The sequence below is a fragment of the Salinibacterium xinjiangense genome (assembly GCF_014645015.1).
In the GTDB taxonomy this organism is placed as follows: domain Bacteria; phylum Actinomycetota; class Actinomycetes; order Actinomycetales; family Microbacteriaceae; genus Rhodoglobus; species Rhodoglobus xinjiangensis.
The window spans coordinates 59,109-71,734 of sequence record NZ_BMLC01000003.1 but is presented as its reverse complement, the minus strand read 5'-3'; the positions used below and the strand labels follow the sequence as shown (position 1 = coordinate 71,734).

The following is a 12,626-nucleotide window of genomic DNA, read 5'->3' as shown; positions in this document are numbered from 1 at the left end:
CTCGGGCGCCAAACCAGTGCCCTTCGACCCGGGCAGGCCGCTGTGGGGAACTAGTGGTGTGCCTCATCCCACCATCGGAGGGTGCGCATCGCGTGGAAGGTCAGCACCGGTCAGCACCGGCCAGTCCTGGAAATCGTTGATCGGAAGAAGGGTGCCGAGTACGGGCTTCAGCAGGAGACCAACGCGTTGGGTATTCGACATCTTCACCAGTGATGGATGCGATCGCCCTGTTCTCCTGTGGATAGACCGACCTGTGCTCCTACCTATTTCGACCGCGCTGTCAACCGGGTCGCCAACGTAGATGTCTCTGCCTAGCGTAAGAGCATGAACCCATCGACTACGGCAACGCAAACGTCCTAGGAGTGGTGATGCTGCCGATGGCCTTCCGTCCGACGTGACCTTCTCGTTGGACATTGATCAAGGAGACAATCGTGAAACGGTACTTTAAGGGGATTTTTGGGGCTTCCACCGTTGCGCTACTCGCTGCGGGAGTGCTCGGAGTAGGCGCAGCTCAGGCTCATAGTCCTCAATCCAACGGTTCTGACAAGACGGTCACATTGACTGCCAACCTCACCGAGCTAAACGACTCCGGGGCATCCGCCGTTGCAACCGCGGTAGTTCGTAACCAGAAGATCCAACACATCGAGGTGCACGCTTCGGGGCTCACACCAAACGCCCCGCACGCGCAGCACATCCACTATGGCGCGACAGCATTGCACGAGTGCCCCGCTGCGGCACTCGACGTCAACGGTGACGGTCGCCTCGACACCGCGGAAGGAACCCCGGCTTACGGGCCGGTCGTAGTGTCGCTGAATACGACGGGCGACACGACGCCAGCCAGCTTCCTCGACGTAAGCCGTTTCCCGGTTTCTGAGAACGGCAGCTACGACTACAGCCGCGACGGCATTCGGATCACCAAGGTGGCGGGAACGGGCACGGCTAAAGAAATTGCCGACGGCATCCGCGCGGGCGAAGGCGTCGTGGTGATCCACGGCGTCGACTACAACGGTAACGGCACGTACGATTTCAGCAGCGGTGCAAGCGAGCTTGACCCGAACCTGCCGGCTGAAGCGACCGACCCAGCCGCCTGTGGAGTCCTGCGCTAAGGATTCCGCCAAGAGCTGGCGTCGCGCTGGGTGCAGGCCCTGTTGAGCCCAGATCCGCCCTCGGATCCGGCATCAACGGGGCCTGTCGGCATTAAGCTGCCCCGCACGACGGAGTGGGCAAAAGACGATGGCGACGATGAGAGAGCGCTCCAGCCCGAGACCGGCAGCGGCGGTAGACAAGGTGCTATTCGTCGAGTGCGAGTTCCTTGGGCAGCTCGAGTTCTTTCGCCGAGAGCTCCTCGACGTTGACGTCCTTGAACGTCAGCACCCTGACGCTCTTCACGAAACGGTCTGAGCGGTAGACATCCCACACCCACACGTCATTCATCGTGAGCTCGAAGTAGAAGTCGTGCTCCGTGTCCTGGCGAACGAGCTCGACCTCGTTAGCAAGATAGAACCTGCGCTCGGTCTCGACCACATATCGGAACTGGCTCACGACGTCGCGGTATTCGCGGTACAGCGCAAGCTCGACCTCGCGGTCGTAGTCTTCGAACTCGTCTTCATCCATGCTGAGTCGAGTCTAATCCTTCACGAAGTCACCGTTGCGGCCGCGCGAGCGCAGCCACGTATGCCGGTGAAGCTCGGTCGCACCGAGACTCGCGATGGCTGCGAAATGCTCCGCGGATCCATATCCCTTATTGCCCTTCCATCCGTAGCCGGGCAGGGAGTCGTCTGCCGCGATCATCAAGCGGTCGCGATGCACCTTCGAGATGACGGATGCCGCAGCCACCGACGCGCAGTCCCGGTCGGCTTTGACCTGCGTGCGAACGCGCGGCGGGCTCGAGAGCGCCGGAGTCAGCCAGTCGAACGATCCGTCCAGCAGCACGACACAGTTCATGATGGATGCCCCCGACTCATGCAGGGAGGCCAGGGCGCGCTTGCCCGCGAGCCCCAGTGCCACCATAATGCCGAACGTGTCGACCTCTGCCGCCGTTGCGAGGCCCACTGCGGAGTGCAACGACCACTCCTGTGCGAGCGGCGCCAGGCTTTCGCGCCGCTTCTCACTGAGCATCTTCGAATCCCTCAGGCCCGTCGGTTGTGCGCCCACCCCGGGGCCGACCACCGACATCCCCACAGCGACCGGGCCCGCTATCGCTCCGCGCCCGACCTCGTCGCAGCCGATGACGAACCTGGCGCCGTCACCGTGAAGCTGGCGCTCGAGATCGAGTGTGGGATCAGCGACAGGCATTACTGCCCGGAGGTGCCGCTGCCGACATCGCGGAACGTCACCGGATAGTTGTCGAGCCAGGTCCAGCGGTCGACGGGCCAGCTGATGAGCAGGGCGCGCCCGACGATATTGCTCATCGGCACGAAACCGCCCGTCGGGTCGTCGCGGTGATACGCGGAGTCCGCCGAGTTGTAACGGTTGTCCCCCATCACCCAGAGCTTGTCTTCCGGGACGGTCACCTCGAAGTCATCACGCGTCGCCTTGGTGACGCCATCCGGCAGCAGGATGTAGGGCTCCTCGAGCGGGATTCCGTTGACCGTGATCTGGCCGAAGTCATTGCAGCACTTGATCGTGTCACCCGGCAGCCCGATGACACGTTTGATCAGGTGGTCGTTGCTGTCGGGCGCACTGAGACCCACGAAGCCGAGCACGGCATCCACCGCGCCGACGAAACCGTTCACCGGCACGTCGACCCTCGGGGGAAGCCAGTTGCCCGGATCACGGAAAACCACGACATCGCCATGCGCGATGGGGATGAGTCCGGGCTCGAGCTGGTTGACGATGATGCGGTCCTGCTGGATGAGGGTGCTGTTCATCGAGTCTGACGGGATGTAGAACGAGCGGATCAGGAAGGTCTTGATCAGAAACGAGATCAACAACGCTGCCAGGAAGATCAACAGGATGTCACGGAGAAAGATCCTCCATCCGCGACCGTTACGCGGTCGAGTCGCACCAGCGCCATCGGCAACGGCAGGCTGCACTTCACTTGTCATTAAACCCCTGAGCTCCCAGCAAGCATATGTTGCCGGGAGCTCAGGAAATGCTCACAACGCCGTCGACAATGGGGCCGACAGGCGATGCGCAGACTTAGAAGTCGCGCTTCTCTTTGATCTTCGCCTTCTTGCCGCGAAGAGCACGGAGGTAGTACAGCTTGGCGCGTCGAACATCACCGCGGGTGACGATCTCGATGTGGTCGATGACCGGGGAGTGAACCGGGAAGGTACGCTCGACGCCGATCTGGAAGCTGACCTTGCGAACACAGAACGTCTCGCGGACGCCCTCGCCGGAACGGCCGATAACGACACCCTGGAATACCTGGATACGTGCGCGCGTGCCTTCGATGATGTTGACGTGCACCTTGACGTTGTCACCGGCGCGGAAGTCCGGGATGTTGTCTTTCAGTGACGGTGCATCGACTGCGTCGAGAATATGCATGGAGTTTTCGCTCTCTGCGCCCGCCACAGGCCGAACGCGTGTTCAGTAGAAAAAATGGAGTGTGTGCCCGGTGAATCTCCGAAGAGACCAACCGAAACCCCTGTGGCAGAGCCGGATGTGGGCACAAGCGTTCATTCTCGCACATCTGGCACACCTACGGCTACTTCGTGGGCCATCTCGCGAGGCCGCAACCGGGCACGCCGTACTATCGGACGAGTGATAGAACTACGCACCCTCGCCGAGATCGAGCAGATGCGCGCCGCCGGAAGATTCGTGGCGAGTGTACTGGAGGCCACGGCCGCGGCATCCATTGTCGGCAAGAACCTGATAGCTCTCGACAAGCTGGCCCATGACATGATTCGCAAGGCCGGCGCCGAAAGCTGCTACATCGACTACCACCCATCGTTCGGCGCGTCGCCCTTCGGAAAAGTGCTGTGCACCTCGGTCAACGACGCGGCACTTCACGGGCTCCCGCACGACTACACCCTGCGTGACGGCGACCTGGTCTCGCTCGACTTCGCTGCGTCCGTGAACGGATGGGTCGCTGACTCGGCCATCAGCTTCGTTGTGGGTACTGCCGCCCCGGAAGATACGGCTCTCATCGATACCACCTCTCGCGCGCTCGATGCAGGAATCGCGGCGGCGACTGTCGGCAACAGGGTGGGCGACATCTCGGCCGCGATCGGCGCCGTCGCGCACGCGGACGGCTACAGCGTCAACGTCGACTTCGGTGGCCACGGCGTGGGTCGCACGATGCACGGTGACCCGCATATCCCGAACGATGGCAGGCCGGGCCGGGGTCTCCCCCTGCGCGCCGGGCTCGTGTTCGCGATCGAACCGTGGCTCATGATCGGCACAGACCGGATCTTCACCGATCCGGATGGCTGGACCCTTCGCAGCGAAGACGGATCCCGCGCCGCACACGCCGAGCACACCGTCGCGATCACCGAGAACGGCCCCATCGTGCTGACCGCGCGCCGCTAGCGACAGCTGGACGGCTACGACAGCAGGTCTGGTCTAACCCGACGGGTTCTCTCGAGTTGCTGCTCGAGCCGCCATGCTGCGATCGCCCCGTGGTTGCCGCTGAGAAGCACCGGCGGCACATCGAGGTCGCGCCACCGCGCGGGCTTCGTGTAGCTCGGGTATTCGAGGAGCCCACCCTCGTGGCTCTCCTCGTCGAGGCTCGCGGCGTTGCCGATCACCCCGGGCACGAGTCGACCGACGGCCTCGATCATCGCCATGACGGCTACCTCACCGCCGTTCAACACGTAGTCACCGAGGCTGATCTCACGGACGCGAGCTCTCGACCTCGTGGAGTCGATCACTCGCTGGTCGATTCCTTCGTACCGGCCGCAGCCGAACACCAGCCTGGGCTCCAGGGCGAGCTGACGCGCCGTGGCCTGGGTGAACACCTCGCCTGCTGGTGAGGGGAAGATGACGACGGATGACTCGACCACGACGGAATCGAGCGCCTCCCCCCACGGCTCGGGTCGCATCACCATGCCGGCGCCCCCGCCGTAGGGTGTGTCATCCACCGTGCGATGCCTGTCGTGGGTGAAGTCACGCAGGTTGTGCACGTCGACGTCGATCAGCCCGGACTGGCGTGCCCTGCCGAGCAGGGAGACATCGAGTACCCCGAAGAATTCCGGGAAGATCGTGACGATGTCGATCTTCACGGCTAGTTTCCGGTGGTGGACTCGGCCTCATCGGGCACGTCGTCCGCGATCTCCTCGAACAACCCCAGTGGAGGCGTGACGGTCATGGTGCCAGCCTCGATGTCGACCGAGGCGACAATCGCCTTGACGAACGGGACGAGCACATCGCCGGTCGGAGTGTCGACGGTGATCAGGTCCTGGGCCGGGAAGTGGTCGATCTGTGAGATCGTGCCGACCTTTGCGCCATCTCGCATCACGGCGAGCCCGATGAGCTGGTGGTCGAACCACGCATCCTCTTCGTCGGATTTCTCTGCCGGATCGTGTTCGATCCAGAGGATGGCCTTGATGAGAGTCTCGGCCGTCGAACGGTCGAGCACGCCAGCGAAGAAAGCGACGGGCTGGGCGTTATAGAACTTGAGCTCGATGAGCTCGAGAGTTTTGCCGTGCCAGTCTGAACTGGTCGGCACCTGCAGGGAGAACACGGCGCCCGGAACGAAACGTCGTTCCGGGGCATCCGTGTAGAGCTCGACCTTGATGGCGCCTTTGAGGCCGTGCGCCTTGGTCAGGCGCCCCACCCTCAATTGCGATTTGCTCGGCTTCGGGATCGCCTGTTCGGCACCCGAACCCTGCACCTCGCCGTCTTTCGACGTCGTGGATTTCGCTGGGGCGACCTTGTGCTCTGACACCGTGACTGTCTAAGCGTCGGTGTCGACCACGTCGACGCGCACGCGCTGGCCATCGGCGAGAGCCGAGATCAGGGTGCGTAGCGCCTTCGCGGTACGGCCTGCGCGCCCGATGACACGGCCGAGGTCTTCGGGGTGCACGCGCACCTCGAGGACATCACCGCGCTGCGAGCTTTTTGCGACGACCTGGACCTGGTCGGGGTGATCGACGATCCCCTTGACCAGGTGTTCGAGAGCAGGCGCGAGCATGGGCTACGCCTTGTCGGCGTTTGCTGCGGCTTCCTCGGCGGCGGGCGCCTCGGTGGCCACGGCAGCGGACGCGTCAGCGTCGACGGGAGCCTCGGCGGGCTTTTCAGCAGGCTTCTCGGCCTTGGGCTTGAGGACCGGCTTCTTCTTCTCGTCGGCCTGGAAAGCTTCTTTGGCTTCCTTGGTCTTCACGGTGCTGACGGCGTTCTTGTCGCCCTTGAAGATTCCCCAGTCGCCGGTGAGCTTCAGGATGGCCTCGACCTGCGGGCTCGGCTGTGCGCCGACACCCAACCAGTACTGGGCGCGCTCTGAGTTGACCTCGATGAACGACGGCTCCTCGGTGGGGTGATACTTGCCGATCTCCTCGATCGAGCGACCGTCGCGCTTGTTGCGTGAGTCGGCGACGACGATGCGGTAGTACGGCGCGCGGATCTTACCCATGCGCTTGAGACGAATTTTGACGGCCACAATGCTCCTGTTGGTGTGTAACTCTTGAAGAGTTGGTTTTGGTGGCGAACCGCTAGCCGTGAGCGTGGGGGCACACTCGGCACAAAAGCTCTGATGGATTCCACTCGCGCCTGATTAGAGGGTCGGGCTGCGAAGGACTCGACTCGCTATTCTGCCACGGTTTTGCCCGGACCGGTACCGAGCAGTACAGCAGGCGGTGTACGCGGGCGCCGGCGGGACAACGCGACCCCCACGAGACAGACAGCCCCGCCCACCACCGCGAGTGCCGCCGGCACCTCGCCCAGCACGACCAGGCCGAGCACGATCACGATCGGGGGCACGAGGTAGGTGGTAATTCCCAGTTGGCCGGCGGGCATCCTCGAGAGTGCGTAGGCCCAGGTCGTGAATGCAAGCGCGGTCGGCACGGCACCGAGATAGATCACGCCGAGGATGGCGCTGGCCGGGGCATCCATCGCCTCACGAAGCAAGTCTGCGGAGAACGGCAGGCAGGCCACCATGCCGATCACGCACCCCAGCCACGTGACCTGGGTGTGGGGAAGTCGCCTCAGTGCGGGCTTTTGCAGCAGCACTCCGACCGTGTACGCCAGCGCTGCGGCGAGGCACCAGATGATGCCGCTGCCGTCACCGACACGCGATGCGCCAGAACCGATGCCGATCAGGATGACGCCGAACAGGGCGACACCGGCTCCGACGGCCAGCCACTTCGGGATGCCCTCCCCCAGGAAGACGCCAGCGCCGAGCGCCATCAGCACGGGCCCGATGCCGACGATCATCGCCGTGGTGCCAGCGTCGAGGGTTTGCTCGGCGATATTGAGGGCGACGTTGTATCCGCCGAACCACAGCACACCGAATCCAGCCATCAGCAGCCATTCGCGACTCGTCGGCCGCACCCATGCACCGCCCGCGAGCGCGATGATGCCGAGCACGATGGCCCCAACCACGAGTCGTCCGAGCGCAAGCGCACCGCCGGAGATGAACTCGCCGGTGCCCCTGATCACGATGAACGCGCTGGCCCAGGCGAGCACCGTCACCACCATGGCCAGAACCACGCGGCGACCGGGACCCTCGGCGATGCTATCGATGCTCACCTCGACAGGCTAACGACCACGACCGGCCTCGAACGCGACCGGCGGGAGGATGGCGAGAGGATGGCGGGAAGTCGACGAAGTCTGCGCAATTTTCACTATGACGCTTCGTTACGCGCTCCCAGCCATCCTCTCGGGGAAAGTGCATAAGTTCAGAGCACACCATACCGAGGAGGCACCGCCATGAGCAGCACCCAAAGCGTCACGAGCATCCAGTCGAGCGTGACCGAATTCAACACAGGCTTCAACGAGGCCGTGGGGCCCGCGCTGGCCGAGGTGTTCGCGCTCGAGCAGCAGGACCTCGTGACTGCAGGCCTCCCGGCCACGGTCGTCTCCCCCGGCGACACCCTTCCGGAGGCAACCCTGCTGCGTGCCGACGGAACCACCGTCAGCCTGTCGGACGAGCTCGCCGGTTCCCCCGCCGTCCTGGTCTTCTACCGGGGCGCGTGGTGCCCCTACTGCAACATCACCCTCAAGCACTACAACGAGAACCTCGCACCGGTGCTCGCCGGGCGCGGCGTCCGACTCATCGCCATCAGCCCGCAGACGCCCGCCGGAACCGAAGCCGCGATCCTCAAGGACGACCTTTCCTTCAGCGTGTTCTCCGATCCTGGCAATGCCCTCGCCAGCACATTCGGCATCGTCACGGCACCCAGTGCCGGAGCCCAGGATGCTCACGGGCAGCTCGGTTTCGCCGTCGCAGACAGCAACGCTGACGCCACGGCTGCCATCCCCTTCCCGACGGTGCTCGTCATCGGGGCCGACGGAGTCGTCACCTTCGCCGACGTCCACGTCGACTACACGAGGCGCACCGAGGTGCCGGTCATCCTGGAAGCCGTCGAGGCGCTCTAACGGAGAGATGCTGCCCGGGACTCCCGGGCAGCATCTCCTGATCGGCTTTCGCGACTGGCTTTCGCGACTGGCGCTCGCGACTGGCGCTCGTGATCGCCGCTCGTAAACCACTCTCGCGATCGGCAATCGGAACCGGCTCTCGCGGCCGGCTCAGCCGTTCTGGGCGTCGCGCCAGGCGAGCCAGCGCTTGACCTCGGAGAAGTCATAGTCGGGCCCGGTGATCCCGAGCGTGAACAATGTCACACCGTGCGCAAGCAGTGCGTCGGCATCGGCTTCGGCCCGGCCGCGGAGTTCGTTCGAGATCTCTATCTCGCTGACATCGCGGCCGACGGCGGCGCCATGCTCTGCCAGGATGGCGAGCTTGCGTTCGAGGACGTCCGGGGCGGCGAAGCTGTGCCAGATGTCAGCGTGCTGCGCCACAATCCTGAGGGTTTTCTTCTCGCCGCCACCGCCGATGAGCACGGGGATCGTGCGGGTTGGGGCGGGGTTGAGCTTCGCCCAGCGCTGCTCGATCCTGGGCAGGGCCTCGGCCAGGGCATCCAGCCGCTGCCCGGCCGTGCCGAACTCGAAGCCGTACTCGTCATAGTCGCGCTCGAACCAACCCGATCCCGTACCGAAAATGAAGCGGCCGGTGCCGGTGGCTCCCGCGCTGATGTGGTCGATGGTGCGGGCCATGTCGGCCTGCAGGTCGGCGTTGCGGTAGCTGTTGCAGTTGACGAGGGTGCCGAACTCGACGCGGCTGGTCAGCTCGGCCCACGAGGCCAGCTCGGTCCAGGCCTCGAAATGCAGGCCGTCCGGTTCGCCGGTGAGCGGAAAGAAGTGATCCCAGTTGAACAGGATGTCGACGCCGAGCTGCTCGAGCTCCTGCACAGCAGCGCGGATCGTGGCGTAATCGGCGTGCTGCGGCTGGACCTGGACGCCCAGTCTGATCGTTCGTGTCGTCATAGGTTCAGACTACGACGGCCTCCAGGCTGTGACGGCCCTCACACCAGGCCGGCCCTCACACGAGGCCAGCCCTCACACCAGGATGATCAGCGGCCGAGAAACTTCTGCAGGCTGGCGAGTTCTTCTTCGGAGGGGCCGCCCGGCGTGGAGCCGAGACCGAACCCCGATCCGGCCGCAGCCGTCGGCTTCGGCGCAGCCAGGGCAGCGTTCTCCGCTGCTCGCTTGGCAGGGTTACCCGACTTCGAACCCTTCTTCTTGGGCTGCTGCTTCGACGATCCGAACTTCTGCCCGGGGATCGGGCCCATGCCTGGAATCTGCGGCGTTCCACCACGGGCCACGGTCTTCATCATCTTGGCCGCCTGCTCGAAGCGGTTGACGAGGCCGTTGACCTCGGTGACGGTGGTTCCCGACCCGCGAGCGATGCGCACGCGACGGGATCCATTCAGCAGCTTGGGAACGCGCCGTTCCTGCAGGGTCATCGACTGGATGATCGCCTCGGTGCGCGTGATCTCGGATTCGTCGAAGTTCTCGAGCTGCTCGCGCATGCCCTTCGCGCCCGGCAGCATGCCGAGCATGTTCTTGATGGAGCCCATGTTCTTGAGCTGCTGCATCTGCACGAGAAAGTCTTCGAGGGTGAAAGTGTCTGTCGCGAACTTCTCGGCGATCTTGAGCGACTCTTCTTCGTCGAAGTTCTTCTGCGCCTGCTCGATGAGGGTGAGGATGTCACCGAGGTCGAGGATGCGGCTCGCCATGCGATCCGGGTAGAACGGCTCGAAGTCGTCGAGCGACTCACCCGTGCTCGCGAACAGGATCGGGCGTCCTGTCACACTCGCGACGGAGAGTGCTGCTCCACCCCTGGTGTCGCCGTCGAGCTTGGAGAGCACGACACCCGTGAAATCGACGCCGTCCTGGAAGGCGCGAGCTGTGGTGACGGCATCCTGTCCGATCATCGCGTCGATGACGAAGAGCACCTCGTCAGGATCGACAGCCTTGCGGATGTTGGCAGCCTGCTTCATCATTTCGGTGTCGATACCGAGTCGACCCGCGGTGTCGACGATGACCACGTCGTACTGCTTGCGATTAGCTTCCTTGATCGCGTCTTTGGCTACCCTCACCGGGTCGCCCTTGCCATTGCCGGGCTCGGGTGCGTACACGGCCACCCCGGCCTGCTCACCCACGACCTGAAGCTGCGTGACGGCGTTGGGTCGCTGGAGGTCGGCCGCGACCAGCATGGGGGTGTGGCCCTCTGACTTGAGCCACTTCGCGAGCTTGCCGGCGAGCGTGGTCTTACCTGCGCCCTGGAGGCCGGCGAGCATAATGACGGTCGGCCCGGTCTTGGCGAACTGGATTCGACGGGCCTCGCCCCCGAGGATCGCCACGAGCTCGTCGTTGACGATCTGCACGACCTGCTGGGCCGGGTTCAGGGACTTTGAGACCTCATCGCCGAGTGCACGATCACGCACGCGCCCGGTGAAGTCCTTGACGACTTCGAGCGCCACGTCGGCCTCGAGCAGGGCGCGCCGGATCTCCCGCACGGTGCCATCGATATCTGCGGGGCTGAGTTTGCCCTTGCCGCGCAGGTTTTTGAACGTATCGGCGAGGCGATCAGTGAGGTTTCCAAAAAGTGCCATGGTGAGGCCAGTTTAACTGCTCGCCAGCGCGGAGATCTCACCCGCTAGCCTGAATCCATGGCTCTCATCGTTGCGTATGCCGGAATGTCGCCCACCATCGCAGATTCCGCGTGGGTCGCGCCCAATGCGACCCTCATCGGCCGGGTCACGCTGGGCGAGCGCGCGAGCGTGTTTTACGGTGCCGTGCTGCGCGCCGACGTCGACTCGATCACGATCGGCGACGACACCAACCTCCAGGACAACGTCACCATTCACTGCGATTCCGGGAAACCGGCCTCCGTGGGCGCCCGGGTGAGCGTCGGACACGGCGCGATCCTGCACGGCTGCACCGTCGAAGACGACAGCCTGGTCGGGATGGGCGCAACGGTGCTCAACGGCGCAGTGATCGGGACAGGATCCCTCGTGGCGGCCGGTGCCGTGGTGCTCGAGGGCACCGTAGTTCCGCCGGGGTCGCTCGTGGCGGGGGTACCTGCGAAGGTGCGACGTGAGCTGACCGAAGGCGAGAAGGCGAGCATCCGGGACAACGCGAGTCACTACCTCGACATCAGCGCCGGCCACAGGCTCGCTTCGGAGGGTTAGCCGACCAGCCCCTGCACGAAGACATGGGGCGTGAAGCCCGTCAGGTCGCCGATTCCCTCACCCTGGCCGACCAGCTTGATCGGGATGCCGGTCTTCTCCTGCACAGCGAGCACGAACCCGCCCTTGGCCGAACCGTCGAGCTTGGTCAGCACGAGCCCGGTGACTCCGGCGTGCTGGATGAACGCCTCGGCCTGCGAGAGCCCGTTCTGGCCGGTCGTGGCGTCGAGCACGAGCAGTACCTCGGCGATCTCGGTCTGCTTCTCGACGACGCGGCGGATCTTGCCGAGCTCATCCATCAGCCCACTCTTGGTCTGCAGCCGGCCCGCCGTGTCGATCAGCACGATCTCGATGCCTTCCCGCTGGGCACGCTCGACGGTCTGGAAGGCGACGGATGCCGGATCCTGGCCCGGCTGCTGCGGGCGCACGATCTCGGCTCCCCCACGCTCGGCCCACGTTGCCAGCTGCTCGACGGCGGCCGCCCTGAAGGTGTCCGCCGCCCCGACCACGACCGTGCGACCGTAATTGGTGAGGAACTTCGCGAACTTTCCGATCGTCGTCGTCTTGCCGACCCCGTTGACGCCGACCACCAGCACGACCGCCGGACGGTTGCTGAGGTGCAGCGTCGGATCGAGTTTCGCGAGGCGTTCTTCGAGGGTCTCGCGGAGCATCCTTTTGAGGTCTACGGGATCCGTCGTGCGGTATTTCACCACGCTCGCGCGCAGCTCGTCGATGACCGATTCGGTGATGTCGGGCCCGAAGTCGGCGGAGATGAGGGCGTCTTCGAGGTCATCCCATGTGGTGTCGTCGATGGTGGGGCGCGCGAACATGCCCTTGAGCGCGCTGGAGAGAGACCACGGTGATGCCATGCTCCAAGGGTATCGCTGGGCAGACGCGCAGTGCAGACGCGCAGTGCAGACGCGCAGTGCAGACGCGCAGTGCAGACGCGCAGTGCAGACGCGCAGTGCAGACGCGCAGTGCAGACGCGCAGTGCAG

General features: G+C 64.5%; 17 protein-coding genes. 4 read left to right on the top strand and 13 right to left on the bottom strand.

Annotation, left to right across the window (positions count from 1 at the left end; translation table 11 throughout):
• Positions 1-63: 63 nt before the first annotated feature.
• Positions 64-201: a hypothetical protein gene (locus IEW81_RS10445; RefSeq protein ID WP_188732716.1), complete on the bottom strand. Its 138-nt coding sequence runs from the start codon at positions 199-201 to the stop codon at positions 64-66.
• 230 nt (positions 202-431) lie between these two features.
• Here IEW81_RS10445 and IEW81_RS10440 point away from each other — a divergent pair, with 230 nt between their 5' ends.
• Positions 432-1,106 (top strand): hypothetical protein, encoded by a 675-nt coding sequence (locus tag IEW81_RS10440; protein ID WP_218840043.1) that lies wholly within the window; start codon positions 432-434, stop codon positions 1,104-1,106.
• A gap of 184 nt (positions 1,107-1,290) precedes the next feature.
• On the opposite strand, the gene IEW81_RS10435 is transcribed toward IEW81_RS10440, so the two are convergent.
• The 4 genes from IEW81_RS10435 to rplS all read right to left on the bottom strand — a co-directional run bounded on the left by IEW81_RS10435 (position 1,291) and on the right by rplS (position 3,489).
• Positions 1,291-1,614, bottom strand: coding sequence for a DUF2469 family protein (locus tag IEW81_RS10435; RefSeq protein ID WP_097061390.1), 324 nt, complete (start codon positions 1,612-1,614; stop codon positions 1,291-1,293).
• A gap of 12 nt (positions 1,615-1,626) precedes the next feature.
• Positions 1,627-2,295, bottom strand: a complete 669-nt coding sequence (rnhB, locus tag IEW81_RS10430) for a ribonuclease HII (protein ID WP_097061391.1) — start codon at positions 2,293-2,295, stop codon at positions 1,627-1,629.
• Positions 2,295-3,047, bottom strand: coding sequence for a signal peptidase I (lepB, locus tag IEW81_RS10425; RefSeq protein ID WP_097061392.1), 753 nt, complete (start codon positions 3,045-3,047; stop codon positions 2,295-2,297). The genes rnhB and lepB overlap by 1 nt, the downstream gene beginning before the upstream one ends.
• A 94-nt stretch (positions 3,048-3,141) precedes the next feature.
• Positions 3,142-3,489, bottom strand: coding sequence for a 50S ribosomal protein L19 (gene rplS / locus IEW81_RS10420; protein ID WP_097061393.1), 348 nt, complete (start codon positions 3,487-3,489; stop codon positions 3,142-3,144).
• A 216-nt stretch (positions 3,490-3,705) separates the two neighbouring features.
• Between rplS and map the strand changes: the two genes are divergently transcribed.
• Positions 3,706-4,473: a type I methionyl aminopeptidase gene (gene map / locus IEW81_RS10415; protein ID WP_097061394.1), complete on the top strand. Its 768-nt coding sequence runs from the start codon at positions 3,706-3,708 to the stop codon at positions 4,471-4,473.
• Between the two features lie 14 nt (positions 4,474-4,487).
• On the opposite strand, the gene trmD is transcribed toward map, so the two are convergent.
• The 5 genes from trmD to IEW81_RS10390 all read right to left on the bottom strand — a co-directional run bounded on the left by trmD (position 4,488) and on the right by IEW81_RS10390 (position 7,629).
• Positions 4,488-5,165 (bottom strand): tRNA (guanosine(37)-N1)-methyltransferase TrmD, encoded by a 678-nt coding sequence (gene trmD / locus IEW81_RS10410; RefSeq protein WP_097061395.1) that lies wholly within the window; start codon positions 5,163-5,165, stop codon positions 4,488-4,490.
• A 2-nt stretch (positions 5,166-5,167) separates the two neighbouring features.
• Positions 5,168-5,776 carry a ribosome maturation factor RimM gene (rimM, locus tag IEW81_RS10405; protein WP_373285396.1) on the bottom strand — a complete coding sequence of 203 codons (609 nt, stop codon included), beginning with the start codon at positions 5,774-5,776 and terminating at the stop codon, positions 5,168-5,170.
• 63 nt (positions 5,777-5,839) lie between these two features.
• Positions 5,840-6,076 carry an RNA-binding protein gene (locus IEW81_RS10400; RefSeq protein WP_097061396.1) on the bottom strand — a complete coding sequence of 79 codons (237 nt, stop codon included), beginning with the start codon at positions 6,074-6,076 and terminating at the stop codon, positions 5,840-5,842.
• Positions 6,077-6,079: 3 nt separating this feature from the next.
• Entirely contained in the window at positions 6,080-6,541 is a 462-nt protein-coding gene (gene rpsP, locus IEW81_RS10395; RefSeq protein ID WP_097061397.1) for a 30S ribosomal protein S16, read from the bottom strand.
• Positions 6,542-6,687: 146 nt separating this feature from the next.
• Positions 6,688-7,629, bottom strand: coding sequence for a DMT family transporter (locus IEW81_RS10390; protein ID WP_229671358.1), 942 nt, complete (start codon positions 7,627-7,629; stop codon positions 6,688-6,690).
• A gap of 180 nt (positions 7,630-7,809) precedes the next feature.
• Here IEW81_RS10390 and IEW81_RS10385 point away from each other — a divergent pair, with 180 nt between their 5' ends.
• Positions 7,810-8,478, top strand: a complete 669-nt coding sequence (locus IEW81_RS10385; RefSeq protein ID WP_097061398.1) for a peroxiredoxin-like family protein — start codon at positions 7,810-7,812, stop codon at positions 8,476-8,478.
• 150 nt (positions 8,479-8,628) lie between these two features.
• Here the strand turns inward: IEW81_RS10385 and IEW81_RS10380 are convergent, their stop codons facing one another.
• Both IEW81_RS10380 and ffh read right to left on the bottom strand, forming a co-directional pair.
• On the bottom strand, positions 8,629-9,423 hold the full coding sequence (locus IEW81_RS10380; RefSeq protein WP_097061399.1) for an LLM class F420-dependent oxidoreductase: 795 nt from the start codon (positions 9,421-9,423) through the stop codon (positions 8,629-8,631).
• Between the two features lie 86 nt (positions 9,424-9,509).
• Complete coding sequence (gene ffh, locus IEW81_RS10375) at positions 9,510-11,054, bottom strand: signal recognition particle protein (RefSeq protein WP_097061400.1); 1,545 nt, start codon at positions 11,052-11,054, stop codon at positions 9,510-9,512.
• A gap of 57 nt (positions 11,055-11,111) precedes the next feature.
• Here ffh and IEW81_RS10370 point away from each other — a divergent pair, with 57 nt between their 5' ends.
• Positions 11,112-11,633 carry a gamma carbonic anhydrase family protein gene (locus IEW81_RS10370; RefSeq protein WP_097061401.1) on the top strand — a complete coding sequence of 174 codons (522 nt, stop codon included), beginning with the start codon at positions 11,112-11,114 and terminating at the stop codon, positions 11,631-11,633.
• On the opposite strand, the gene ftsY is transcribed toward IEW81_RS10370, so the two are convergent.
• Positions 11,630-12,499, bottom strand: coding sequence for a signal recognition particle-docking protein FtsY (ftsY, locus tag IEW81_RS10365; RefSeq protein ID WP_097061402.1), 870 nt, complete (start codon positions 12,497-12,499; stop codon positions 11,630-11,632). The genes IEW81_RS10370 and ftsY overlap by 4 nt on opposite strands.
• Between the last annotated feature and the right edge of the window lie 127 nt (positions 12,500-12,626).

What these genes read in the sequence shown, in the direction of transcription:
- lepB (WP_097061392.1), bottom strand. Translation starts at nt 3,047, where the DNA reads ATGACAAGTGAAGTGCAGCCTGCCGTTGCCGATGGCGCTGGTGCGACT.
- rnhB (WP_097061391.1), bottom strand. Translation starts at nt 2,295, where the DNA reads ATGCCTGTCGCTGATCCCACACTCGATCTCGAGCGCCAGCTTCACGGT.
- ffh (WP_097061400.1), bottom strand. Translation starts at nt 11,054, where the DNA reads ATGGCACTTTTTGGAAACCTCACTGATCGCCTCGCCGATACGTTCAAA.
- IEW81_RS10400 (WP_097061396.1), bottom strand. Translation starts at nt 6,076, where the DNA reads ATGCTCGCGCCTGCTCTCGAACACCTGGTCAAGGGGATCGTCGATCAC.
- rplS (WP_097061393.1), bottom strand. Translation starts at nt 3,489, where the DNA reads ATGCATATTCTCGACGCAGTCGATGCACCGTCACTGAAAGACAACATC.
- IEW81_RS10380 (WP_097061399.1), bottom strand. Translation starts at nt 9,423, where the DNA reads ATGACGACACGAACGATCAGACTGGGCGTCCAGGTCCAGCCGCAGCAC.
- IEW81_RS10445 (WP_188732716.1), bottom strand. Translation starts at nt 201, where the DNA reads ATGTCGAATACCCAACGCGTTGGTCTCCTGCTGAAGCCCGTACTCGGC.
- ftsY (WP_097061402.1), bottom strand. Translation starts at nt 12,499, where the DNA reads ATGGCATCACCGTGGTCTCTCTCCAGCGCGCTCAAGGGCATGTTCGCG.
- IEW81_RS10370 (WP_097061401.1), top strand. Translation starts at nt 11,112, where the DNA reads ATGGCTCTCATCGTTGCGTATGCCGGAATGTCGCCCACCATCGCAGAT.
- IEW81_RS10385 (WP_097061398.1), top strand. Translation starts at nt 7,810, where the DNA reads ATGAGCAGCACCCAAAGCGTCACGAGCATCCAGTCGAGCGTGACCGAA.
- IEW81_RS10435 (WP_097061390.1), bottom strand. Translation starts at nt 1,614, where the DNA reads ATGGATGAAGACGAGTTCGAAGACTACGACCGCGAGGTCGAGCTTGCG.